This window comes from Pseudomonas sp. PS02302, from assembly GCF_029959585.1.
Lineage (GTDB): Bacteria > Pseudomonadota > Gammaproteobacteria > Pseudomonadales > Pseudomonadaceae > Chryseomonas > Chryseomonas aestiva.
This window is the reverse complement of sequence record NZ_JASCON010000027.1, coordinates 35859-59258: the sequence shown is the minus strand read 5'-3', so window position 1 is coordinate 59258 and position 23400 is coordinate 35859. Positions and strand designations below refer to the sequence as shown.

The following is a 23400-nucleotide window of genomic DNA, read 5'->3' as shown; positions in this document are numbered from 1 at the left end:
GCCATGGGCCGCTCCTGCACCTTCTAGGCACACCTGTAGGAGCGGCCCATGGCCGCGATAGCTCCAGTCCGAATCGAAGCCGCTCCAAGGCGCAGCTGGCCCTTCCTGCATCGATACCGGAAGGAGCCCTCATCAACCATCGATTCGTCCGCTGGCGTCTGGAGACGTAGCGTGGAAAACCGCGCAGCGTTTTCCACTGGTGGGCATCGCCGCTATCTGTGGACAAGGCTGCGCCGTTGTCCACGCTACGGGCTACGGGCTACGGGCTACGGGCTACGGGCGGTTCACGGCTCTGCAACCAGAACTTCCAGGCTGGCGAATCGCCCCGTTCAGCAGGGCGAACGCCAGTGCTGTGCAGTGGGTCGAGCCGCAGGGATGCGGCGAGAGGCCTAACCGGCCATGGAAGGCCCGTGTAGGCGACCCCGGAACGGCGCAGCCGCGACTGGCAAAAGTGAGTCGCCCGGATGGGCGAAACAAGATCCAGCAGCAGAACACGATAATCAGCTAGGGCACCAACAAGCTCTTTGGCATCACAACGTTGGGCTTCGACTATGGAGCCGTCTCAACCCAACCTACGTATCTACACCCCGATCGTCGCCAGAATGCTCGCCTGATAGGCCGCCACGAAGGTGTCGAAATCGCCCTGGGGCGCCGCCTCGATCTCCGCCTGCTCCTCCAGCGACTGGCGCGCCATCTGTGCATAGCCCTCGCGCTCGCCATCGTTCAGCGGGTGGCTGGCGAAATAGGCCGCATGGGCCTCGCTCTGGCGCAGGCCGAATTCGGCAAAGCTCTCGCCGCGTTCGCGCAACTCCTGCAGCACCCGCGCCGAGGGCGTGAGGCGGACGTCGGCGACCTTCTGCCGCTGTACCGCCACCGCCCGGCGATGGGCATCGCCGCCCAGGCTGGCGTCCAGGGTCTCGGCGCAGCGCTCGATCTGGTCGAGCATCTCCGCGGCCCAGTCGATCATGGTCACCGAGGCGCCATGGCGCTGCAGACGCAGACCGGGCTTGCGGCCTTCACGCACCACGCTGGCGAAGTTGTCGGTGCATTCGCGACACTCGCCGTTGAGTGGCGGGCTGCCTTCCAGGGCGCAATAGAGCAGGAAGGCGTCGAGGAACAGCGCGGTGGTGGTATCGATGCCCAGTGGCAGGAAGGGATCGATGTCCAGGCAGCGCACCTCGATGTACTGCACCCCACGCGCCATCAATGCCTGCACCGGCCGCTCGCCGCTGCGGGTGACGCGCTTCGGGCGGATGGTGGCGTAATACTCGTTCTCGATCTGCAGGATGTTGGTGTTGAGCTGCACCCACTCGCCGTTCTGATGCGTACCGATCTCCGCGTAGGGCGGGTAGGGCGTGCCCACCGCGCGTCTCAGACTCTCGGTGTAGGTGGTCAGGTCGTTGTAGTCCGGCGTCAGGCTGGCCTGGGCGTTGCTCTGGTAGCCCAGGTCGCTCATGCGCAGGCTGGTGGCATGGGGCAGGTACAGGGTCCGCTCGTCGAGGGTCTGCAACAGATGCGGCCGGCCACGCAGGAAGCCCGCGTCCAGCGCCGGCGAGGCGCCGAACAGGTACATCAGCAGCCAGCTGTAGCGGCGGAAGTTGCGGATCAGGGCGATGTAGCGGGCCGACTGGTAGTCGCGGGCATCGCGGGCGTCACCCTCCTGCTGGCGCAGCAGTTCCCACGCCGCTTCCGGCAGCGAGAAGTTGTAGTGGATGCCGGCGATGCACTGCATGGTGCGGCTGTAGCGCAGGGCCAGGCCGCGGCGATAGACGTGCTTGAGCCGGCCGATGTTGGAGCTGCCATAGTCGGCGATGGGGATCTCGTCCTCGGCCGGCAGCCGGCAGGGCATGGAACCGCTCCAGAGGCGCTCGCCGTCGAGTTCGGCGACCGCGGCGCGATGCACCCGGTCCAGGGCGTCCAGCACCTCGGGCGTGCGGGTGCCGGTGGGGGTGATGAATTCCAGCAGGGCCTCGGAATAGTCCGTGGTGATCTGCGGGTGGGTCAGGGCCGAGCCCAGCGCCTGGGGATGGGGACGCCGCGACAGGTCGCCACGGGCGTCCACCCGCAGGGTCTCGCGCTCGATGCCGTGCAGGCATTCGGTCAGGAGGGAGGGATCAGTGCCGAGCAGGGCCAGGCGGCGGGACAGGATATCGCTCAAGTTGACTTCCTTTGGCGGTACTCGCCCCGGGCAGGGTAGAAGAAACCGACTGAAATGAGGGTTGCCGGCCAGGGCCGACGCGGGGGCAGCAGTCACTGCTGCGGTCCGGGTTCAAGCCTCAGACCGCAACCCGCTCGGTTGGCTCCCAGCGTAGCTCAGGCGACGGCAAAGGGCGATATGCGCCGCTTCGCCGCCACCCGGCGGGGCCGGTCACAGACAGGCGAAGGTCGCCTGGGCCAGGGCGATCAGCTTGTCGCCCTGATGCACCTGGGCTTCCAGCACATGGGTCTTGCGGCCCGGGTGGATCACCCGGGCGCGGCAGACCAGTTCGCCGTCGCTGACGCCACGCACGTAGTTGACCTTGCACTCCAGGGTCACGCTGCCGGCCTGGCCGTCGAACAGACTGTGGCTGGCCTGGCCCAGGGCGGTGTCGATCAGCGAGAAGATGGCACCGCCGTGCAGCTTGCCGTGCAGGTTGATGAGCCTGTCCTGCACGCTCATGCGCACCTCGGACTCGCCACCCTCGGCCTTGTGGATGGTCATGCCCAGCAGGGTGCTGAAGGCGCTGTCCTTGCCTGCGAGAGAACCGCTCATACCTATTTCCTCAGTTGCTTGGCATTGGCGAACAGCGACGCCATGGCCTGGTTGGCCGGAGCCGGTTGATTCTGACGCGGTGCGCCCTTGTCGGCGCGGGGCTTGCCACCGTTGCCGCGGGCCTGACCGCCGGGCTTGCCGTTGACCTTCTCGCCGGGGGTGTCGCCCATGCGCATGGACAGGCCTACGCGATTGCGCGGCACGTCCACCTCCATCACCTTGACCTTGACGATGTCACCCGCCTTGACCACCTCATAGGGGTCCTTGACGAATTTCTCCGACAGCGCACTGATGTGCACCAAGCCGTCCTGGTGCACGCCGATGTCGACGAAGGCGCCAAAGTTGGTGACGTTGGTGATGACGCCCTCCAGCACCATGCCGGGCTTGAGGTCGGAGAGTTTCTCCACGCCGTCCTGGAACACCGCGGTCTTGAATTCCGGGCGCGGGTCGCGACCGGGCTTGTCCAGTTCCTGGAGAATGTCGGTCACCGTCGGCAGACCGAAGCTCTCGTCGGTGAATTTCTTCGGATCCAGGCGCTTGAGAAAGGCCGAGTCGCCGATCAGCGAGCGGATGTCACGGCCGGTGTCGGCCGCGATGCGCTGCACCAGCGGATAGGTCTCCGGGTGCACCGCCGAGGCATCCAGCGGATTGGCGCCGCTCATGACGCGCAGGAAGCCGGCGGCCTGCTCGAAGGTCTTCTCGCCCAGGCGCGGCACCTTTTTCAGCGCCTCGCGGGTGGCGAAGGCACCATTGGCGTCGCGGAACTGCACGATGTTCTGCGCCAGGGTCGCGTTGAGACCGGAGATCCGCGCCAGCAGGGCGGCGGAGGCGGTATTCACGTCCACGCCCACGGCGTTCACGCAGTCTTCCACCACGGCGTCCAGGCTGCGCGCCAGCTTGAGCTGGGAAACATCGTGCTGGTACTGGCCGACGCCGATGGACTTGGGCTCGATCTTCACCAGCTCGGCCAGCGGATCCTGCAGGCGGCGGGCGATGGACACGGCGCCACGCAGGGAGACGTCCAGGTCGGGGAATTCCCGGGCGGCGAGTTCCGATGCCGAGTACACCGAGGCGCCGGCTTCGCTGACCATCACCTTGGTCAGGCCCAGGCCCGGGTACTTGCTGATCAGCTCGCCGGCCAGCTTGTCGCTCTCGCGGCTGGCGGTACCGTTGCCGATGGCGATCAGATCCACGCCATGCTTGGTGCAGAGCACGCCGAGGGTGGCCAGGGTCTGGTCCCACTGATTGCGCGGCGCATGGGGATAGACCGTGTCGGTGGCCAGCAGCTTGCCGGTGGCATCCACCACGGCGACCTTGCAGCCGGTGCGCAGACCCGGGTCCAGTGCCAGGGTGGTGCGCGGACCGGCCGGCGCGGCGAGCAGCAGATCGTGCAGGTTGCGGGCGAAGACCGCGATGGCCTCTTCCTCGGCCTTTTCGCGCAACTCGCCGAGCAGATCGGTTTCCAGGGAGGTATAGAGCTTGACCTTCCAGGTCCAGCGCACCACCTCGGCCAGCCATTTGTCCGCGGCGCGGCCCTGGTTCTTCAGGCCGAAGTGCGCGGCGATCAGTCCTTCGCAGGGATGGGCGATGCCCGGGCCTTCTTCGCCGAGCTTGAGCGCGGCGCTGAGGATGCCTTCGTTGCGGCCCCGGAAGATCGCCAGGGCGCGATGCGACGGCACCGACTTGAAGGACTCGTCATGCTCGAAGTAGTCGCTGAACTTGGCGCCTTCGGTCTCCTTGCCCGGCACCAGGCGCGCGCTGAGGATGGCGTCCTGCTGCAGGACGCCGCGCAGTCGCGCCAGCAGGTTGGCGTCCTCGGCGAAGCGTTCCATGAGGATGTACTTGGCGCCTTCCAGGGCGGCCTTGGTGTCCGCCACGCCCTTGTCCGCATCGACATAGGCGGCCGCCTCGGTCTCCGGGGTCAGGGTCGGATCCTGCAGCAGGGCATCGGCCAGCGGGCCGAGGCCGGCTTCCAGGGCGATCTGGCCCTTGGTGCGGCGCTTCTGCTTGTAGGGCAGGTAGAGGTCTTCCAGGCGCGTCTTGGTGTCGGCCAGATTGATCTCGCGGGCCAGTTCGGGGGTCAGCTTGCCCTGCTCCTCGATGGAGGCCAGCACCGCGCCGCGGCGGTCTTCCAGCTCGCGCAGATAGCGCAGCCGCTCTTCGAGATGACGCAGCTGGGTGTCGTCCAGGCTGCCGGTGACTTCCTTGCGATAACGGGCGATGAAGGGCACGGTCGACCCTTCGTCGAGCAGGGCCACGGCGGCGGCGACCTGTTGCGGGCGGGCGCCGAGCTCTTCGGCGATGCGGCTATTGATATCCATCGGGCTACCTGGCTTGCACGAGAAAAAGCGGGCCGCAGTATACCTGAGCCCGCCGGGGCCCTGCCTCCCGTGCCTGCGCCGCCGCCCCAGCGCGGGCAAAATCTGCTAACAATGGCCCAATGCCGCGGTCGGATGGCCTACGGCATAATCCAGTGCTAGATCACAAGGAGATATTATGAGCACCCCCGTTGCCCCGGAAGGTGAAAAGATCCTGGTCGTCGATGACGACGCCCGGCTGCGCCGCCTCTTGGAGCGTTTTCTGGCCGAGCAGGGTTATCGCGTACGCACGGTCGAAAGTGCCGAACAGATGGACCGCCTGCTGGCCCGCGAGGTCTTCAACCTGGTCGTGCTGGACCTGATGATGCCCGGCGAAGACGGCCTGTCCGCCTGTGGCCGACTGCGCGAGAGCGGCAATCGCATTCCCATCATCATGCTGACCGCCAAGGGCGACGAAGGCAGCCGCATCCAGGGGCTCGACCAGGGCGCCGACGATTACCTGGCCAAACCCTTCAACCCGCTGGAGCTGGTAGCCCGGATCAAGGCCGTGCTGCGCCGTCAGGCCCCGGTGGTACCCGGCGCTCCTGCCGGTACCGACGAGGTGGTGACCTTTGGCGACTACGCCCTGCACCTGGCCACCCGCGAACTCAAGCGCGGCGAAGAGACCCACATGCTCACCACCGGCGAATTCGCCGTGCTCAAGGCACTGGTCGACCACGCCCGCGAGCCGCTGACCCGCGACAAGCTGATGAATCTGGCCCGCGGTCGCGAATGGGATGCCCTGGAGCGCTCCATCGACGTGCAGATCTCGCGCCTGCGCCGGATGATCGAACCCGATCCGTCCAAGCCGCGCTACATCCAGACCGTCTGGGGCGTGGGCTACGTCTTCGTGCCGGACGGCGCCGGCAAGTAAGGCAGGTAGCCGGGGCATCGCGCCCCGGCTAGGGGTGGCTCAGGCGAACAGTCCCTGGTGCACGCCCACCAGCAGGAAAATCCCCAGCAGCGCGCGATAGATGATGAAGGGCCAGGTCGAGAAGCGTTCCAGAAAGCGCATCAGGCCCCAGATCGCGGCAAAGGCCGACAAACTCGCCACCAGCAATCCCACCAGCAGCAGCGACCAGGCTTCGGCCGGGATGTGCGCGTGCCAGAGCACCACCAGCTCCTTGAGTCCGGCCAGGGCGATGGCCGGCAGGCCGAGCAGGAAGGAGAAGCGCGCGGCTTCCTCGCGACGCAGATTGAGGAACATGGCCGCGGTCAGGGTCGAACCGGAACGGGACACGCCCGGAATCAATGCGCCCACCTGGGCGATCCCCACGATCAGCGCATCGCGCAGGCGCATCTGCGAGATGTCTCTGTTGTGTCGGCAGACCCGTTCCGCCAGCGCCAGCAGGGCGGCCATCGCCAGGCAGGCGTAGCCGATGACGCTGAGGCCCCGCAGCGGCGAGTCGCAGGCATTGAGCAGGGGCGCCAGCAGGAGGCCGGCGATGCAGATGGGAATGGTCGCCAGTACGATCATCATCGCCAGCAGGAAGTCCGGGCTATCGAAGTTACGCTGGCGTACCGCGGCCAGGCTGCCGCGGGTCACGCCGCTGACATCGCGCCAGAAATAGCTGATCACCGCCGCCAGTGCCGCCATCTGCATGGCGGCGGAAAAGGCCGAGCCGGGATCGCGCCAGCCGAGCAGGGCGGGAACCACCCGCATGTGCGCCGTGGACGAAATGGGAAGCAGCTCGGTGATACCCTGCACCACGCCAAGAAAGGCGATCTGCGCGTAGCTGAGCGAGGCGAAGCCGATGTCCAGGCCGGTCTGGCAGATGTCGGACACGAGAGAACTCCAGGTTGAAGGGAAGAAATGGACGAGCAAATGTATCCGAATGTGTCCGCGTCGGGTTGCCTATCTGGACCCTGCAATCCCAGAGGTTGTGATGGCTTTCGCGCCGTTTTGCGCGGAAATCCTGGTCGATGAAGGCGCCCGGCTGGTTTCCCCAGAGTTTCTTCGCCCGCTCGCTGTGGATGGTCCTGCTCGCGGTGCTGTTTTCCAAGGCGCTGACCCTGGTCTATCTGCTGCTCAATGAGGACGTTCTGGTCGATCGTCAGTACAGCCACGGCGCGGCCCTGACCCTCCGTGCCTACTGGGCCACCCCGGAAACCGAGCGGCCGCGCATCGCCCAGGCCGCCGGCCTGCGCTACGAGTCTCCCGAGACCGTGCCGGCCGGGGAATACCACTGGCCCTACAGCGAGATCTTCGAGCGCCAGATGAAGCAGGAGCTGGGCGAGGAGACCGAGGTGCGGGTGCGGGTCCAGCATGGTCCGGCCATGTGGGTCCTGGCGCCCTCCCTGGGGCCGGACTGGATCAAGATCCCGCTCATGGCCCATCCCTTGCGCGGGCAGCATATCTGGAGCGTGCTGGGCTGGTTTTTCGCCATCGGCCTGCTGTCCACCGGCGCCGCCTGGGTCTTCGTGCGCCAGCTCAACCAGCCCTTGCGGCGCCTGGTGAATGCCGCCCGCGAGCTGGGCAAGGGCCGCAGCGTGCGACTGCCGGAGACCGATGCCCCGAGCGAGATTCAGGATGTCTACCATGCCTTCAACCAGATGGCGGAAGACGTCGAGCAGGCCGGTCGCGAACGCGAACTGATGCTGGCCGGGGTCTCCCATGACCTGCGCACGCCCCTGACCCGCCTGCGCCTGGCGGTGGAGCTGATGCCACCGGCCGAGCGCGAAGAGGCCGAGGACATGATCCGCGACATCGAGGACATGAACGCCATCCTCGATCAGTTCCTCGCCTTCGTCCGCGACGGTCGCGACGAGCCGCAGGAGCTCACCAATATCAACGAACTGGCCCGCCAGGTGGTGGCGCCCTACAACCAGGAGACGGAGCGGGTACGGCTGATGCTGGACGTCCTGCCGCCCCTGCCGGTACGCCGCATTTCCTTCAAGCGGCTGCTGACCAACCTGGTGGAAAACGCCCTGCGCCATGGCGGCGGTGGCGGTATCGAGGTGGTCGGGCAGGTCGCGGGCTCCGCCACGGCGCCCTATGTTGCCCTGAGCGTGATGGATCGCGGTCCCGGCATAGATCCCAAGGACCTGCAGGACATCTTCAATCCCTTCACCCGCGGCAATCGTGCCCGCACCGTCAGCGGTTCCGGGCTGGGCCTGGCTATCGTCAAGCGCATCGCCGCCCAGCACGGCGGCAGCGCCGAGCTGCGCAATCGCGAAGGTGGCGGGGTGGAAGCCCGGGTACTGTTGCCCCTGGGCCTGCTGCTCCCGCGCAGCGCCAGCTGATACCGGATCCTGCTGCTGTGGCCTGTAGGAGCGGCCCATGGCCGCGATAGCGAAGCGATCGCGGCATCCGCCTGACGTGCGACCCATCGATCAAGGGATAGGTTGGGCTAAGCGCTAGCGAAGCCCAGCAGCTCCTCAAGGCAGAAGCCTCAGCCCTTGCCCTTGGTCCGCGTCAGCCCCGGCTCGGCGTTCTTCTCCAGGTATTCGATGATGATCCCGGCCACGTCCTTGCCGGTGGTCTGCTCGATGCCTTCCAGACCGGGCGAGGAGTTGACCTCCATCACCAGCGGGCCGTGGTTGGATCTGAGGATGTCCACCCCGGCCACGCTCAGGCCCATGGCCCGGGCCGCGCGCAAGGCGGTCATGCGTTCCTCCGGGGTGATCTTGATCAGGCTGGCGGTACCGCCGCGATGCAGATTCGAGCGAAATTCCCCCGGCGCCGCCTGGCGCTTCATCGCGGCGATCACCTTGTCACCGACCACGAAGCAGCGGATGTCCGCGCCACCCGCCTCGCGGATGTATTCCTGCACCATGATGTTCTGCTTGAGCCCCATGAAGGCTTCGATCACCGATTCGGCCGCCTTCTCGGTTTCGCACAGCACCACCCCGATGCCCTGGGTACCTTCCAGTACCTTGATCACCAGGGGGGCGCCATTGACCATCTGGATCAGGTCCGGCACGTCATCCGGCGAGTGGGCGAAGCCGGTCACCGGCAGGCCGATGCCCTTGCGCGAGAGCAGCTGCAGGGACCGCAGCTTGTCGCGCGAACGGCTGATGGCCACGCTCTCGTTGAGCGGAAAGACGCCCTGCATCTCGAATTGGCGCAGCACCGCGCAGCCATAGAAGGTCACCGAGGCACCAATGCGCGGGATGACCGCATCGAAGCCTTCCAGCGGTTTGCCGCGGTAGTGGATCTGCGGCTTGTGGCTGGCGATGTTCATGTACGCGCGCAGGGTGTCGACCACGACCACCTCATGGCCGCGGCTGACGCCGGCTTCGACCAGGCGCCGGGTGGAATACAGATTGGGGTTACGCGAGAGGACGGCGATTTTCATGGGGCACCGGAAGCCGGAGTAAGGGACAACTGGGGTTTGTCTTGCGCATAGGAGACGGCCGGATTCACCAGCAGGCCACCATCGATCAACGCCTTGGAGCCGAGCAGCATGCGATAGCGCATGCTCTTGCGGCAGGCCAGGGTGAATTCCACCGGCCACTGGCACTCGCCCAGGGCCAGCAGGGTACGGATGACATAACGGGTCTGGGCGATGCCATTGGAGCTGCGAATGGTCTTCTTCGCCACCAGGGGTGCTTCGCAATGGCGATGCCGGGACTGAACCAGTGTCCCCAGGTGCACGGTGAATCTCACCCAGCGCTCCTTGCCGCGCATGAACGGCTGAACCTCCGTCGCATGCAACGCCGAGGTACTGGCGCCGGTATCGATCTTGGCTCTCAGGCCCACCACACCCAGGTCGGGCAGGGCCACCCACTCACTCAGGCCGATAATGACCGGTTCGGCGGAATTGCTCATCGTTGCTCCTTGAAATCAGTGGCCTCCGCCTAAATGTTGCGGATCAACGAGCTGTTTGAAGGCTGGTTTGGCGAACAGATACCCCTGCATCAGCTCGATGCCGAGGTCACGCAGGCAATCGCGTTCGGCCACGGTCTCCACCCCTTCGGCGATCACCTGGGTACCCAGTTCGCGGCACATGACGATCAGGTTGCGCACGATGGTCCGTCGCACCTGGTCCCGGTCGATGTCGCGGATGAGCGCCATGTCGAGCTTGACCAGGTCCGGCTGGAATTCGGCCAGCAGCGTCAGGCCGGAATGACCGGCGCCGAAGTCGTCGATGGCGGTCTTGAAACCGAATTGCTGATACTCGCGCAGTATGTGCGTCAGGTGGTTGCTGGCCACGTGCTCGCTTTCCACGGTCTCGAAGATCAGCCGTTCCAGAGGAAAATCATGCTCGCGGGCAGCGGCCAGGGTGCTGCGAATGCACAGTTCCGGGCGGTAGACGGCGTTGGGCAGGAAGTTGATCGACAGACTCTCCTGCATGCCCAGGGCGGCTGCGGTGGCGATGGCCTTGGTCCGGCAAAGCTGGTCGAAGCGATAGCGGTTGCTGTCGGTCACCTGGTTGAGCACCGACGGCGCGCCTTCGCCGTTTGATCCGCGCACCAGTGCTTCCCGGGCGAAGACCGCGCTTTTGCCCAGATCCACGATGGGCTGATAGGCGAAGTCGAAGTCGAAGCCCAGGGGTTCCGACTGCTGGCATCCCTTGCAACGGGTCTGGCCAGTCAGATCGGAGGGAAAGAATGTGGTCATGGCTCTCCAGAGGCGCGCTTGCAGCGTCGGTCCGATGGTTTAGAGTTCTTGAGAAGAGTCTAAGACCCAACAGGGGGCTTTTTATTCGATGTATGCAGTAGATCACACTGAAGAACGGATGCGCCTCGATAAATGGCTATGGGCCGCGCGTTTTTTCAAGACCCGCGCGCTGGCCAAGGCGGCCCTGGAAGGCGGCAAGATCCAGTGCCGGGGCGAGCGCTGCAAGCCGAGCAAGGAGCCGCGCATCGGCGACGTCCTCACCATCCGTCAGGGCTATGACGAAAAGACGGTGGTGATCGTCGCCCTGTCGCAGAACCGCCGGGGTGCGTCCGAAGCTCAGCAGCTCTACACCGAGACGCCGGAAAGCCTCAAGGCACGCGAACAGGCCGCGGCCGCTCGCAAGGCCGGCAACCTCGGCCTGCAGACCGATGGCCGCCCCACCAAAAAGCAGCGTCGACAGATCCATCAGTTCCGCGAGTACGTCCATCCGTTCGGCGACTGAGTCGTCGCGCCTCGCCGGATCCTCTCAATGGCCAGGTCCGCTCGCCGGTCCTGGCGTGCGCCGTGAACGCCCGCTTCGCGGCCTCCTTCCTTATATAGGTAGTTCATGACTTCCCACGATTTCACCCAACGTTTCCTGTTCGACGAAACCGATGTCCGCGGCGAACTGGCTACCCTGGATCGCAGCTATGTCGAGGTCCTCGCCAAGCATGCCTATCCGGAGCCCGTGGCCCAGCTGCTGGGCGAGATGCTCGCGGCGGCCGCGCTGCTGTGTGGAACCCTCAAGTTCGAAGGGCTGCTGGTGCTGCAGGCGCGCTCCAGCGGGCCCATTCCGCTGCTCATGGTCGAGTGTTCCAGTGAGCGCGAGGTGCGCGGCATCGCGCGTTACGAAGAGGCCGAGATCACCGCCTCCGCCTCCTTGAGCGAACTCATGCCCGACGGCGTCCTGGCTCTCACCGTCGACCCGCGCCATGGTCAGCGTTACCAGGGTATCGTCCCGCTGGAGGGCGCGAATCTGGCTGAGTGCCTGTCCGGTTACTTCGCCACCTCCGAACAGCTGCCCACGCGTTTCTGGCTGAACGCCGATGGCCGCCGCGCCCGTGGCCTGCTGCTCCAGCAGCTGCCGCCGTCACGGATCAAGGATGCCCAGGCCCGCCAGGACAGCTGGGAGCACGTGGTCACCCTGGCCGATACCCTCACGGCCGAAGAACTGCTGGGTCTCGACAACGAAGTGATCCTGCACCGGCTGTTCCACGAGGAAAAGGTCCGCCTGTTCGACGAGCAGCCGGTGGCCTTCAGTTGCAGCTGCTCCCGTGATCGCGCGGCCAACGCCCTGATCAGCATGGGCCAGCCGGACGTCGAGAGTCTGCTCGCTGAACAGGACGGACACATTCGGGTAGATTGCCAGTTTTGCAATGAGCAGCAGGTATTCGACGCTGCCGATATCGCGCAGATTTTTGCGGGCGGCGGCACGCAAACCCCGGGAAATACCCGGCACTAGCCGTTGCAAAAGCCCGAAGGCTTTCTGGCATAATCCCGCAACGTGTAGTTCTGCCGTGTAAGAGCTACAAGCATGAGGAACGGCCCAGGGCCATGGGGAACGAAATGACGAAAGCCAACGTGTATACCGATATCAGCGTCGCGCAGTTAGTGGAAGAGTCCCTGCGACGTGGCGAAGGAGAGCTGGCCGCCAATGGCTCGCTGGTCGTCAAGACGGGGCATCGCACGGGGCGTTCGCCGGTAGATCGCTTTATCGTCGAGGAAGCCTCCACGCGCGATGCCATCCACTGGGGGCCGATCAACCGTGCCTTCCCGGAGGACAAGTTCGCGCCGCTGTGGGAGCGCGTCAGCGCCTACCTGGACGAGCGTGATCAATTCGTCTCCCACGTGCATGTAGGCGCCGATGTAGAGCACTACCTGCCCGTCGTCATGCGTACCGAGACCGCCTGGCACAACCTCTTCGGCCGCTGCCTGTTCATCAATCCGGCCGAATACAATCCCCAGTCCAAGCCAGCCTGGGAGATCATCAACGCGCCCGAGTTCGTCTGCGAGCCCACGCGTGACGGCACCAATTCCGACGGTACCGTCATCATCAACTTCGCGGCCCGCAAGGTGCTGATCGCCGGCATGCGCTACGCCGGCGAGATGAAGAAGGCCATGTTCTCGGTGCAGAACTTCCTGCTGCCGGAAAAGGACGTGCTGCCGATGCACTGCGCGGCCAACGTGGGCGAGGAGGGTGATGTCACCCTGTTCTTCGGCCTGTCCGGCACTGGCAAGACCACCCTGTCCGCCGACCAGAGCCGCTACCTGATCGGTGACGACGAGCACGGCTGGGGTGTAGGTACCGTCTTCAACATGGAAGGTGGTTGCTACGCCAAGTGCATCGACCTGTCCGAGAAGAACGAGCCGGTCATCTGGAAGGCCATCCAGTTCGGCGCCGTCCTGGAGAACGTGGTGCTGGATCCCCAGACCCGTCACCCCGACTATGCCAACGACAGCCTGACCCAGAACAGCCGGGCGGCCTATCCGCGCGAACTGATCGACAAGCGCGCCGAGCACAACCTGGGTGGCGAGCCCAACGCGGTCATCTTCCTGACCTGTGACCTCACCGGCGTCCTGCCCCCGGTATCCATCCTTAATAACGAGCAGGCGGCCTACCACTTCCTGTCCGGCTATACCGCCCTGGTCGGCTCGACCGAGATGGGTTCCGGCCCCGGCATCAAGTCGACCTTCTCCACCTGCTTCGGCGCACCCTTCTTCCCGCGTCCGGCGGCTGAGTACGCCGATCTGCTGATCAAGCGCATCCAGGGCTTCGGCTCCAAGGTGTATCTGGTCAACACCGGCTGGACCGGTGGCGGTTACGGCGTCGGCAAGCGCTTCAACATCCCGACTACCCGTGCGGTCATCGCGGCTATCCAGAGCGGTGCCCTCATCGGTACCGAGACCCGCCACGTTCCAGTCATCAACCTCGACGTCCCGGTCGCCGTTCCCGGCGTGGACAGCGTCCTGCTAAATCCGCGCGACACCTGGCAGGATGGTGCTGCCTATGACGCGGCGGCGCGCGAGCTGGCTGGCAAGTTCGTCGAGAACTTCAAGAAGTTCTCCGGCGTATCCGAAGGCATCCTGGCCGCAGGTCCCCAGCTGTAAGCGGGGGCGGTTGTCTGCGAACAAAGGTCGCCATTAGGGCGGCCTTTGTTTTTTAAGCTTTTTTTGCGTCTTGGGGTTGCATGGTCCATGGCGATTGCATAAACTGCGCCCGCTTTCGCTGATAACGCTAGCGAGCGAGGCGAAAGCATTGATTGTTAAGGAGATTTTAAAAAGATCCTTGACAAGAGGAGGGCAGATGAAGAAAATGCCGCCTCACTTTGGAGGGGTTCCCGAGTGGCCAAAGGGATCAGACTGTAAATCTGACGTCGCAGACTTCGAAGGTTCGAATCCTTCCCCCTCCACCAGATTGCTAGAGCGCTTAGGCTCTGCGGGTATAGTTCAGTGGTAGAACCTCAGCCTTCCAAGCTGATGATGCGGGTTCGATTCCCGCTACCCGCTCCAGTTTGACTGGCAAATGTTTTGCTCATGTAGCTCAGTTGGTAGAGCACACCCTTGGTAAGGGTGAGGTCAGCGGTTCGAATCCGCTCATGAGCTCCATCTTAAAAAGGCAGATATGCAAATATCTGCCTTTGTTTTAATGGCGGCATTGCTTTGCTCAATTCGTGAAGGGAGAGAGTGTCGATGGCTAAAGAAAAGTTTGAACGTAACAAACCGCACCTGAACGTGGGCACCATCGGTCACGTCGACCATGGCAAGACCACTCTGACCGCTGCGCTGACCAAAGTCTGTGCCGACACCTGGGGCGGTTCCGCTCGTGGTTTCGACCAGATCGACAACGCGCCGGAAGAAAAGGCTCGCGGTATCACCATCAACACCTCCCACGTTGAGTACGACTCGGCGATCCGTCACTACGCGCACGTCGACTGCCCCGGCCACGCCGACTACGTGAAGAACATGATCACCGGTGCTGCCCAGATGGACGGCGCGATCCTGGTTTGCTCGGCTGCTGACGGCCCCATGCCGCAGACCCGCGAGCACATCCTGCTGTCCCGTCAGGTAGGCGTTCCCTACATCGTCGTGTTCCTGAACAAGGCCGACATGGTTGACGACGCCGAGCTGCTGGAACTGGTCGAGATGGAAGTTCGCGATCTGCTGAACACCTACGACTTCCCGGGCGACGACACCCCGATCGTGATCGGCTCCGCGCTGATGGCGCTGAACGGTAACGACGACAACGAAATGGGTACCTCTGCCGTGCGCAAGCTGGTTGAGACCCTGGACTCGTACATCCCCGAGCCCGAGCGTGCCATCGACAAGCCGTTCCTGATGCCGATCGAAGACGTGTTCTCGATCTCCGGTCGCGGCACCGTGGTCACCGGTCGTGTCGAGCGTGGCATCGTCCGCATCCAGGAAGAAGTCGAGATCGTGGGCATCAAGGCCACCGTCAAGACTACCTGCACCGGCGTTGAAATGTTCCGCAAGCTGCTGGACGAAGGTCGTGCTGGCGAAAACGTCGGCGTGCTGCTGCGTGGCACCAAGCGTGAGGACGTGGAGCGTGGCCAGGTTCTGGCCAAGCCGAACACCATCAAGCCGCACACCAAGTTCGAGTGCGAAGTGTACGTGCTGTCCAAGGAAGAAGGCGGTCGTCATACCCCGTTCTTCAAGGGCTACCGTCCGCAGTTCTACTTCCGCACCACCGACGTGACCGGTAACTGCGAGCTGCCGGAAGGCGTCGAGATGGTGATGCCGGGCGACAACATCAAGATGGTTGTCACCCTGATCGCTCCGATCGCGATGGAAGACGGTCTGCGTTTCGCCATCCGTGAAGGCGGTCGTACCGTCGGCGCCGGCGTGGTTGCCAAGATCATCGAGTAATCGATTGATCTTGGTCTGTCAGGTCGGCATAATGGTCGGCCTGATTCAAGTTACAGGCCAGTAGCTCAATTGGCAGAGCGGCGGTCTCCAAAACCGCAGGTTGGGGGTTCGATTCCCTCCTGGCCTGCCAGATTCCCATCTGGCACTCCTTACAGGATTCATGCAATGAGCATCAAGGCGGAAGCCAAAGAGTCGCGCTTCGATGCGCTGAAGTGGCTGGTGGTTGTCGTTCTGGTGGCGATCGGTGTTGTTGCCAATCACTACTTCGCTGCTCAGTCCATCCTGTATCGAGTGGTAGGTCTGTTGGTGCTGGCAGCTGTTGCTGCCTTTGTTGCCCTGCAGACCGCCAAGGGGCAAGCCTTCTTCGGCTTGCTGAAAGACGCCCGTACCGAGATTCGCAAGGTTGTCTGGCCTACCCGGCAAGAGACCACTCAGACCACGCTGATCGTGGTTGCGGTGGTGCTCGTGATGGCTTTGTTGTTGTGGGGGCTCGACTCCCTGCTCGGTTGGCTGGTTTCCACGATTGTTGGTTGAAAGGGTTCGCCGTGGCTAAGCGTTGGTACGTCGTGCATGCCTACTCGGGTTACGAGAAGCATGTCATGCGTTCGTTGATCGAACGCGTCAAGCTGCACGAAATGGAAGACGAGTTCGGCGACATTCTCGTGCCCACCGAAGAAGTGGTGGAAATGCGCAATGGTCAGAAGCGCAAGAGCGAGCGTAAATTTTTCCCGGGATACGTCCTGGTGCAGATGGAGATGAACGAAGGGACTTGGCACCTGGTCAAGGATACCCCTCGCGTCATGGGCTTCATCGGCGGTACTGCCGACAAGCCGGCCCCCATCACTGATCGTGAAGCGGACGCGATTCTGCGTCGTGTCTCCGACAGCAGCGACAAGCCCAAGCCGAAGACTCTGTTCGAAGCAGGCGAGACGGTTCGGGTGGTGGACGGACCGTTCGCCGACTTCAACGGCGTGGTCGAAGAGGTCAACTACGAAAAGAGCCGCATCCACGTGGCGGTACTGATCTTTGGTCGGTCGACCCCTGTGGAGCTCGAGTTCAGCCAGGTCGAAAAGGTCTAGGTTGTTCGCATCCCTCACCCCGTAGCCGCAGGCTGCGGGGTTTTGTCGTCACTGGGATATAGCAAGTAATTGGGGAGCCCTGAGGGGCGTCGAACCCATCATTGGAGTAGCACATGGCTAAGAAAATTCAGGCTTACATCAAGCTGCAGGTTAAGGCCGCTCAAGCCAACCCGAGCCCGCCGGTCGGTCCGGCGCTGGGTCAGCACGGCGTCAACATCATGGAATTCTGCAAGGCGTTCAACGCCCGCACCCAGGGCATGGAGCCCGGTCTGCCCACCCCGGTGATCATCACCGTGTACAGCGACCGTAGCTTCACCTTCGAAATCAAGAGCACCCCGGCCTCCGTGCTGCTCAAGAAGGCTGCTGGCATCAAGAGCGGTTCCGCTCGTCCCAACAGCCAGAAGGTCGGTACCGTCACCCGCGCCCAGCTGGAAGAGATCGCCAAAGCCAAGAATGCCGATCTCACCGCCGCCGATATGGACGCCGCCGTGCGTACCATCGCCGGTTCCGCTCGTAGCATGGGTCTGAATGTGGAGGGCGTGTAATGGCCAAGCTCACTAAGCGTCAAAAGGCTTTCGCCGAAAAAATCCAGGCTGGTAAGCAGTACGGCTTCGAAGAAGCTGCCGCCCTGCTGGCCGAGCTGTCCACTATCAAGTTCAAGGAGTCCATCGACGTCTCCGTGAACCTGGGCGTGGATCCGCGTAAATCCGACCAGGTCGTTCGTGGCGCCACCGTGCTGCCCAATGGCACTGGCAAGTCGGTTCGCGTTGCCGTGTTCACCCAGGGTGCCAACGCCGAAGCCGCGCTGGCTGCCGGTGCCGAGCGAGTCGGCATGGACGACCTGGCTGCCGAGATGAAGGGCGGCGACCTGAGCTACGACGTGGTCATTGCCTCGCCGGACGCCATGCGCGTTGTCGGTCAGCTGGGCCAGTTGCTCGGCCCGCGCGGTCTGATGCCCAACCCCAAGGTTGGCACCGTGACCCCGGACGTCGCTACTGCCGTCAAGAATGCCAAGGCTGGTCAGGTGCGTTTCCGTACTGACAAGAACGGCATCATCCACGCTTCCGTTGGCAAGATCGATTTCGAGCCCGCGAAGCTGAAGCAGAACGTTGAAGCTCTGCTGGCCGACCTGAAGCGCCTGAAGCCCTCGACCTCCAAGGGCATCTACGTCAAGCGCATCACCCTGAGCTCCACCATGGGCCCGGGTCTGCAGATCGACCAGGCTTCCCTGGAAGCCTAAGCCAGATACAAGTCGCCGTGCCTTCGGGCGCGGCGCCAAGATTGGGGTCCCTGCCTGGCGGGGGCTGTCCAAGACCGTAGGGGACGCAAGTCTTAAACCGGGGAAACCCCAGCCTACGCAGATGGTGCTCCCGATTCGGTTACCGAGTCAGACACCAAAACGCCGCCCAGTCCATCGGGCGAAACGGTAACATCCAGGAGTTAAACCCGTGGCAATCAAACTCGAAGACAAGAAGGCTATCGTCGCTGAAGTCAACGAGGCTGCCCAAGGTGCCCTGTCCGCTGTCGTGGCCGATGCCCGTGGCGTGACTGTGGGTGCCATGACCGGACTCCGTAAAGAGGCCCGCGCGGCTGGTGTCTATGTACGTGTCGTACGTAACACCCTGCTGCGTCGTGCCGTTGAAGGCACGTCTTTCGACGTTCTCAACGACACCTTCAAGGGCCCGACCCTGATCGCGTTTTCCCAGGAGCATCCGGGCGCTGCCGCCCGTATCTTCAAGGATTTCGCCAAGGGTCAGGACAAGTTCGAGATCAAGGCCGCCGCGTTCGAAGGCAAGCTCATCCCGGCTAACCAGATCGACGTACTGGCAACCCTGCCGACCTACGACGAAGCTGTGTCCCAGCTGATGAGTGTTATCCAGGGCGCTACCAGCAAGCTGGCTCGTACCCTCGCCGCCATTCGCGACCAAAAGGAAGCTGCCGCCGCCTAATCGCGCGTGCTGCGTTTCCTGCAAGTCTTTCTTATTATTTGCGGCCTGAAGCCGCACCCTGTTATAGGAATCTAGAGTCATGGCTCTGACCAACGAAGACATCATCAACGCCGTATCCGAAATGTCCGTCATGCAAGTGGTGGAACTGATCAAGGCGATGGAAGAGAAGTTCGGCGTGACCGCCGCTGCCGCCGCTGCCGCTGGCCCGGCTGCTGCCGCTGCCGTCGTCGAAGAGCAGACCGAATTCACCATCATGTTGACCGAGACCGGCGACAAGAAAGTGAACGTCATCAAGGTCGTTCGTGAACTGACCGGCCTGGGCCTGAAAGAAGCCAAGGCTGTCGTTGACGGCGCCCCGGGCGTGGTCAAGGAAGGCGTCTCCAAAGAGGAAGGCGAAGCTGCCAAGAAGGCTCTGGAAGAAGCAGGCGCCAAGGTCGAGCTCAAGTAAGTTCGGTTCTTGCGTCTACAGCCGCAACGTTTCACGTTCGGCTGATGGCTGGTGGCGAACGCCACCGGCCTTTTGCCGTTTTGTACAGAGCGAGCATATCCGCCTGACAAGATGCGCTGTATCCACCTCGCTCTCGGGGTGCGGCAGACCAAAGGGTTTGCCCGATTTTCCGGCTGCTCCCGTCGGAGAGGCCAAACAAGCTGGTGACCAAGCTGGGGAACGCTGATGGCTTACTCATACACTGAGAAAAAACGTATCCGCAAGGACTTTAGCAAGTTGCCGCACGTCATGGACGTGCCCTATTTGCTGGCTATCCAACTGGATTCGTACCGCGAATTCCTGCAGGCGGGCGCAGGCAAAGACCAGTTCCGCGATATCGGCCTGCATGCGGCCTTCAAGTCCGTTTTCCCGATTATCAGCTATTCCGGCAATGCGGCCCTGGAATACGTCGGCTATCGCCTGGGCGAGCCGGCTTTCGATGTGAAGGAATGCGTCCTGCGTGGCGTGACCTTCGCTGTCCCGCTGCGCGTCAAGGTTCGCCTGATCATTTTCGACCGCGAGTCGTCGAACAAGGCGATCAAGGACATCAAGGAGCAGGAAGTCTACATGGGGGAAATCCCCCTGATGACCGAGAACGGTACCTTCATCATCAATGGTACCGAACGCGTCATCGTGTCCCAGCTGCACCGCAGCCCGGGCGTGTTCTTCGACCACGACCGCGGCAAGACCCACAGCTCGGGCAAGCTGCTGTACTCGGCACGCATCATTCCCTACCGCGGCTCCTGGCTCGACTTCGAATTCGATCCCAAGGACGCCGTGTTCGTCCGTATCGACCGTCGCCGCAAGCTGCCGGCCTCGGTACTGCTGCGTGCGCTCGGCTACAGCACCGAAGAGGTGCTGGATGCGTTCTATGACACCAACACCTTCCACATCAAGGGTGAGATGCTGACGTTCGAGCTGGTGCCCCAGCGCCTGCGCGGCGACATCGCCAGCTTCGACATCAAGGATGGCAGCGGCAAGGTGATCGTGGAGCAGGGCCGTCGCGTGACCGCTCGCCACATCAACCAGCTGGAAAAATCCGGCCTAAGCGAGCTGGAAGTACCCTTCGATTACGTCATTGGCCGCACCACCGCCAAGGCCGTCGTGCATCCGTCCACCGGCGAGATCATCGCCGAGTGCAACACCGAACTGACCCTGGACATGCTGGCCAAGATGGCCAAGGCCAATGTCGTGCAGTTCGAGACGCTGTACACCAACGACATCGACTGCGGTCCGTTCATCTCCGATACCCTGAAGATCGACTCCACCGGCAACCAGCTGGAAGCCCTGGTCGAGATCTACCGGATGATGCGTCCTGGCGAGCCGCCAACCAAGGAAGCTGCCGAGACCCTGTTCAACAACCTGTTCTTCAGCGCCGAGCGTTACGACCTTTCCGCTGTCGGCCGCATGAAGTTCAACCGCCGTATCGGTCGCGACGCCATCGAAGGCTCGGGCGTCCTGAGTCGCGAAGACATCGTCGACGTGCTCAAGACCCTGGTCGACATCCGTAACGGCAAGGGCATCGTCGACGACATCGACCACCTGGGTAACCGTCGTGTCCGTTGCGTCGGTGAAATGGCCGAAAACCAGTTCCGTGTGGGCCTGGTGCGGGTGGAGCGTGCCGTCAAGGAACGCCTGTCCATGGCCGAAAGCGAAGGCCTGATGCCGCAGGACCTGATCAACGCCAAGCCGGTGGCTGCCGCGATCAAGGAATTCTTCGGTTCCAGCCAGCTGTCCCAGTTCATGGACCAGAACAATCCGCTGTCGGAGATCACCCACAAGCGCCGCGTCTCCGCACTCGGCCCGGGCGGTCTGACCCGTGAGCGCGCTGGCTTTGAAGTTCGTGACGTACACCCGACGCACTACGGCCGGGTCTGCCCGATCGAAACGCCGGAAGGTCCGAACATCGGCCTGATCAACTCTCTGGCCGCCTATGCCCGCACCAATCAGTACGGCTTCCTCGAAAGCCCGTACCGCATGGTCAAGGACGGCGTGGCCACCGACGAGATCGTCTTCCTGTCGGCCATCGAAGAAGCCAATCACGTGATCGCCCAGGCCTCCGCAGGACTGGACGAGAACAACCGGCTGATCGACGAGCTGGTAGCCGTGCGTCACCTGAACGAATTCACCGTCAAGGCGCCCGAAGACGTCACCCTGATGGACGTTTCGCCCAAGCAGGTCGTTTCCGTCGCCGCCTCGCTGATTCCGTTCCTCGAGCACGACGACGCCAACCGCGCGCTGATGGGTTCCAACATGCAGCGTCAGGCCGTGCCGACCCTGCGTTCGGACAAGCCACTGGTCGGTACCGGCATGGAGCGCAATGTCGCCCGTGACTCCGGCGTCTGCGTCGTCGCCCGTCGGGGTGGCGTGATCGACTCCGTCGATGCCAGCCGTATCGTGGTGCGCGTCAACGATGACGAAGTCGAGACCGGTGAAGCCGGCGTCGACATCTACAACCTGACCAAGTACACCCGTTCCAACCAGAACACCTGCATCAACCAGCGTCCGCTGGTGAGCAGGGGTGATCAGGTGGCCAAGTTCGACATCCTGGCCGATGGCCCCTCGACCGACATGGGCGAGCTGGCACTGGGTCAGAACATGCGCGTGGCCTTCATGCCCTGGAACGGCTTCAACTTCGAAGACTCCATCTGTCTGTCGGAGCGTGTGGTCCAGGAAGATCGCTTCACCACCATCCACATCCAGGAACTGACCTGTGTGGCTCGTGACACCAAGCTCGGCCCGGAGGAAATCACCTCCGACATCCCGAACGTGGGTGAGGCTGCGCTGAACAAGCTGGATGAGGCCGGTATCGTCTACGTCGGTGCCGAAGTCGGTGCCGGTGACATCCTGGTCGGCAAGGTCACGCCCAAGGGCGAAACCCAGCTGACTCCGGAAGAGAAGCTGCTGCGCGCCATCTTCGGCGAAAAGGCCAGCGACGTGAAGGACACCTCCCTGCGTGTGCCTACCGGCACCAAGGGTACCGTCATCGACGTCCAGGTCTTCACCCGTGACGGCGTCGAGCGCGACTCCCGCGCCCTGGCCATCGAGAAGTCCCAGCTCGACGAGATCCGCAAGGATCTGAACGAAGAGTTCCGCATCGTCGAAGGCGCGACCTTCGAGCGTCTGCGTCAGGCCCTGGTCGGTCAGGTCGCCGAAGGCGGCCCGGCGGTCAAGAAGGGTGCCGTCATCACCGACGAGTACCTGAACGGCCTCGAGCGCGGTCAGTGGTTCAAGCTGCGCATGGCGGAAGATGCTCACAACGAGCAGCTGGAAAAGGCCCAGGCCTACCTGTCCGACCGTCGCCAGCTGCTGGACGACAAGTTCGAAGACAAGAAGCGCAAGCTGCAGCAGGGCGATGACCTGGCGCCGGGCGTACTGAAGATCGTCAAGGTCTACCTCGCCATCAAGCGCCGCATCCAGCCGGGCGACAAGATGGCCGGTCGTCACGGTAACAAGGGTGTGGTCTCGGTGATCATGCCGGTCGAAGACATGCCCTACGACGCCAACGGTACGCCGGTGGACATCGTGCTGAACCCGCTGGGCGTACCTTCGCGGATGAACGTCGGTCAGATCCTCGAAACCCACCTGGGCCTCGCAGCCAAGGGCCTGGGCGAGAAGATCAACGTGATGATCGAGGAGCAGCGCAAGGTTGCCGAACTGCGCAGCTTCCTGCACGAGATCTACAACGAGATCGGTGGCCGTCAGGAGAAGCTCGACGACCTGAGCGATAAGGAAGTCCTCGACCTGGCGAAGAACCTGCGTGGCGGTGTTCCCATGGCGACGCCGGTATTCGACGGTGCCAAGGAGAGCGAGATCAAGGCTATGCTGAAGCTGGCCGATCTGCCGGAGAGTGGCCAGATGCGTCTGTACGACGGCCGCACCGGCAATGCCTTCGAGCGCACCACCACCGTCGGCTACATGTACATGCTCAAGCTGAACCACCTGGTGGACGACAAGATGCACGCCCGTTCCACCGGTTCCTACAGCCTGGTCACCCAGCAGCCGCTGGGTGGTAAGGCGCAGTTCGGTGGTCAGCGTTTCGGGGAGATGGAGGTCTGGGCACTGGAGGCCTATGGCGCGGCTTACACCCTGCAGGAAATGCTGACGGTGAAGTCGGACGATGTGAACGGCCGGACCAAGATGTACAAGAACATCGTGGACGGGGATCACCGCATGGAGGCCGGCATGCCCGAGTCCTTCAACGTACTGATCAAGGAAATCCGCTCGCTCGGCATCGATATCGAACTGGAAACCGAATAACACGAGACCCTAGAGGGGGTGGCCGCGCGG

Annotated in this window: 20 protein-coding genes and 4 tRNA genes; 17 read left to right on the top strand and 7 right to left on the bottom strand. The window is 63.3% G+C overall.

The features are described from left to right. Positions 1 to 580 precede the first annotated feature (580 nt). From gshA to QMX82_RS11555, 3 genes are all read right to left on the bottom strand, one after another. Positions 581 to 2158, bottom strand: a complete 1578-nt coding sequence (gene gshA, locus QMX82_RS11565) for a glutamate--cysteine ligase (protein ID WP_208693090.1) — start codon at positions 2156 to 2158, stop codon at positions 581 to 583. A 210-nt stretch (positions 2159 to 2368) separates the two neighbouring features. Continuing rightward, positions 2369 to 2752, bottom strand: coding sequence for a PaaI family thioesterase (locus QMX82_RS11560; RefSeq protein ID WP_052504088.1), 384 nt, complete (start codon positions 2750 to 2752; stop codon positions 2369 to 2371). Between the two features lie 2 nt (positions 2753 to 2754). After that, a complete protein-coding gene (locus tag QMX82_RS11555; RefSeq protein ID WP_282283557.1) occupies positions 2755 to 5073 on the bottom strand; it encodes a Tex family protein in 2319 nt (772 codons plus the stop codon). Positions 5074 to 5248: 175 nt separating this feature from the next. Between QMX82_RS11555 and ompR the strand changes: the two genes are divergently transcribed. Further along, positions 5249 to 5983: an osmolarity response regulator transcription factor OmpR gene (gene ompR, locus QMX82_RS11550; RefSeq protein ID WP_027598251.1), complete on the top strand. Its 735-nt coding sequence runs from the start codon at positions 5249 to 5251 to the stop codon at positions 5981 to 5983. 39 nt (positions 5984 to 6022) lie between these two features. On the opposite strand, the gene QMX82_RS11545 is transcribed toward ompR, so the two are convergent. After that, entirely contained in the window at positions 6023 to 6895 is an 873-nt protein-coding gene (locus tag QMX82_RS11545) for an undecaprenyl-diphosphate phosphatase (RefSeq protein ID WP_282283548.1), read from the bottom strand. Between the two features lie 137 nt (positions 6896 to 7032). Here QMX82_RS11545 and QMX82_RS11540 point away from each other — a divergent pair, with 137 nt between their 5' ends. Continuing rightward, positions 7033 to 8352, top strand: a complete 1320-nt coding sequence (locus QMX82_RS11540; RefSeq protein ID WP_208693087.1) for an ATP-binding protein — start codon at positions 7033 to 7035, stop codon at positions 8350 to 8352. A gap of 149 nt (positions 8353 to 8501) precedes the next feature. On the opposite strand, the gene rimK is transcribed toward QMX82_RS11540, so the two are convergent. From rimK to rimA, 3 genes are read right to left on the bottom strand one after another with little or no spacing between them, the layout of a single operon-like run. After that, the gene (gene rimK / locus QMX82_RS11535; RefSeq protein WP_027598254.1) at positions 8502 to 9407 is read right to left on the bottom strand and encodes a 30S ribosomal protein S6--L-glutamate ligase; all 906 of its coding nucleotides are present in this window, start codon (positions 9405 to 9407) and stop codon (positions 8502 to 8504) included. Then, complete coding sequence (rimB, locus tag QMX82_RS11530) at positions 9404 to 9880, bottom strand: retropepsin-like aspartic endopeptidase RimB (protein ID WP_027598255.1); 477 nt, start codon at positions 9878 to 9880, stop codon at positions 9404 to 9406. Before rimB ends, rimK begins: the two co-directional genes overlap by 4 nt. Positions 9881 to 9895: 15 nt before the next feature. Further along, positions 9896 to 10672: a S6 modification regulatory phosphodiesterase RimA gene (rimA, locus tag QMX82_RS11525; protein ID WP_282283543.1), complete on the bottom strand. Its 777-nt coding sequence runs from the start codon at positions 10670 to 10672 to the stop codon at positions 9896 to 9898. Between the two features lie 88 nt (positions 10673 to 10760). On the opposite strand from rimA, the gene QMX82_RS11520 reads away from it, so the two are divergent. The 15 genes from QMX82_RS11520 (at position 10761) to rpoB (ending at position 23370) form a co-directional block, all read left to right on the top strand. Then, complete coding sequence (locus QMX82_RS11520) at positions 10761 to 11174, top strand: RNA-binding S4 domain-containing protein (protein WP_442969384.1); 414 nt, start codon at positions 10761 to 10763, stop codon at positions 11172 to 11174. A 105-nt stretch (positions 11175 to 11279) separates the two neighbouring features. Then, positions 11280 to 12173 carry an Hsp33 family molecular chaperone HslO gene (hslO, locus tag QMX82_RS11515; protein WP_208693084.1) on the top strand — a complete coding sequence of 298 codons (894 nt, stop codon included), beginning with the start codon at positions 11280 to 11282 and terminating at the stop codon, positions 12171 to 12173. A gap of 104 nt (positions 12174 to 12277) precedes the next feature. After that, positions 12278 to 13819 (top strand): phosphoenolpyruvate carboxykinase, encoded by a 1542-nt coding sequence (locus QMX82_RS11510; RefSeq protein ID WP_282283537.1) that lies wholly within the window; start codon positions 12278 to 12280, stop codon positions 13817 to 13819. A 220-nt stretch (positions 13820 to 14039) separates the two neighbouring features. Next, positions 14040 to 14124, top strand: a tRNA-Tyr gene (locus tag QMX82_RS11505). 23 nt (positions 14125 to 14147) lie between these two features. Next, a tRNA-Gly gene (locus QMX82_RS11500) sits at positions 14148 to 14221 on the top strand. A 20-nt stretch (positions 14222 to 14241) separates the two neighbouring features. After that, positions 14242 to 14317, top strand: a tRNA-Thr gene (locus QMX82_RS11495). An 84-nt stretch (positions 14318 to 14401) separates the two neighbouring features. After that, positions 14402 to 15595, top strand: coding sequence for an elongation factor Tu (tuf, locus tag QMX82_RS11490; RefSeq protein WP_133860552.1), 1194 nt, complete (start codon positions 14402 to 14404; stop codon positions 15593 to 15595). A 54-nt stretch (positions 15596 to 15649) separates the two neighbouring features. Continuing rightward, positions 15650 to 15725 (top strand) — tRNA-Trp (locus tag QMX82_RS11485). 35 nt (positions 15726 to 15760) lie between these two features. After that, complete coding sequence (gene secE, locus QMX82_RS11480; RefSeq protein WP_183634094.1) at positions 15761 to 16129, top strand: preprotein translocase subunit SecE; 369 nt, start codon at positions 15761 to 15763, stop codon at positions 16127 to 16129. 11 nt (positions 16130 to 16140) lie between these two features. Beyond that, positions 16141 to 16674, top strand: coding sequence for a transcription termination/antitermination protein NusG (gene nusG, locus QMX82_RS11475; protein WP_026083932.1), 534 nt, complete (start codon positions 16141 to 16143; stop codon positions 16672 to 16674). A 113-nt stretch (positions 16675 to 16787) separates the two neighbouring features. Continuing rightward, positions 16788 to 17219, top strand: coding sequence for a 50S ribosomal protein L11 (rplK, locus tag QMX82_RS11470; protein WP_133860554.1), 432 nt, complete (start codon positions 16788 to 16790; stop codon positions 17217 to 17219). Next, the gene (gene rplA / locus QMX82_RS11465) at positions 17219 to 17914 is read left to right on the top strand and encodes a 50S ribosomal protein L1 (RefSeq protein WP_208693035.1); all 696 of its coding nucleotides are present in this window, start codon (positions 17219 to 17221) and stop codon (positions 17912 to 17914) included. Before rplK ends, rplA begins: the two co-directional genes overlap by 1 nt. 208 nt (positions 17915 to 18122) lie before the next feature. Beyond that, positions 18123 to 18623: a 50S ribosomal protein L10 gene (gene rplJ, locus QMX82_RS11460; RefSeq protein ID WP_017641868.1), complete on the top strand. Its 501-nt coding sequence runs from the start codon at positions 18123 to 18125 to the stop codon at positions 18621 to 18623. Positions 18624 to 18702: 79 nt separating this feature from the next. Further along, positions 18703 to 19071, top strand: a complete 369-nt coding sequence (rplL, locus tag QMX82_RS11455) for a 50S ribosomal protein L7/L12 (RefSeq protein WP_059316466.1) — start codon at positions 18703 to 18705, stop codon at positions 19069 to 19071. A gap of 225 nt (positions 19072 to 19296) precedes the next feature. Continuing rightward, positions 19297 to 23370 (top strand): DNA-directed RNA polymerase subunit beta, encoded by a 4074-nt coding sequence (rpoB, locus tag QMX82_RS11450; protein ID WP_282283521.1) that lies wholly within the window; start codon positions 19297 to 19299, stop codon positions 23368 to 23370. Positions 23371 to 23400: the final 30 nt, after the last annotated feature.

Bases quoted from the DNA above. Each gene is read 5' to 3' on its own strand.
- QMX82_RS11560 (WP_052504088.1), bottom strand. From the start codon at position 2,752: ATGAGCGGTTCTCTCGCAGGCAAGGACAGCGCCTTCAGCACCCTGCTG.
- QMX82_RS11555 (WP_282283557.1), bottom strand. From the start codon at position 5,073: ATGGATATCAATAGCCGCATCGCCGAAGAGCTCGGCGCCCGCCCGCAA.
- ompR (WP_027598251.1), top strand. From the start codon at position 5,249: ATGAGCACCCCCGTTGCCCCGGAAGGTGAAAAGATCCTGGTCGTCGAT.
- QMX82_RS11540 (WP_208693087.1), top strand. From the start codon at position 7,033: ATGAAGGCGCCCGGCTGGTTTCCCCAGAGTTTCTTCGCCCGCTCGCTG.
- rimK (WP_027598254.1), bottom strand. From the start codon at position 9,407: ATGAAAATCGCCGTCCTCTCGCGTAACCCCAATCTGTATTCCACCCGG.
- rimB (WP_027598255.1), bottom strand. From the start codon at position 9,880: ATGAGCAATTCCGCCGAACCGGTCATTATCGGCCTGAGTGAGTGGGTG.
- rimA (WP_282283543.1), bottom strand. From the start codon at position 10,672: ATGACCACATTCTTTCCCTCCGATCTGACTGGCCAGACCCGTTGCAAG.
- QMX82_RS11520 (WP_442969384.1), top strand. From the start codon at position 10,761: ATGTATGCAGTAGATCACACTGAAGAACGGATGCGCCTCGATAAATGG.
- hslO (WP_208693084.1), top strand. From the start codon at position 11,280: ATGACTTCCCACGATTTCACCCAACGTTTCCTGTTCGACGAAACCGAT.
- QMX82_RS11510 (WP_282283537.1), top strand. From the start codon at position 12,278: ATGACGAAAGCCAACGTGTATACCGATATCAGCGTCGCGCAGTTAGTG.
- tuf (WP_133860552.1), top strand. From the start codon at position 14,402: ATGGCTAAAGAAAAGTTTGAACGTAACAAACCGCACCTGAACGTGGGC.
- secE (WP_183634094.1), top strand. From the start codon at position 15,761: ATGAGCATCAAGGCGGAAGCCAAAGAGTCGCGCTTCGATGCGCTGAAG.
- rplK (WP_133860554.1), top strand. From the start codon at position 16,788: ATGGCTAAGAAAATTCAGGCTTACATCAAGCTGCAGGTTAAGGCCGCT.
- rplA (WP_208693035.1), top strand. From the start codon at position 17,219: ATGGCCAAGCTCACTAAGCGTCAAAAGGCTTTCGCCGAAAAAATCCAG.
- rplL (WP_059316466.1), top strand. From the start codon at position 18,703: ATGGCTCTGACCAACGAAGACATCATCAACGCCGTATCCGAAATGTCC.
- rpoB (WP_282283521.1), top strand. From the start codon at position 19,297: ATGGCTTACTCATACACTGAGAAAAAACGTATCCGCAAGGACTTTAGC.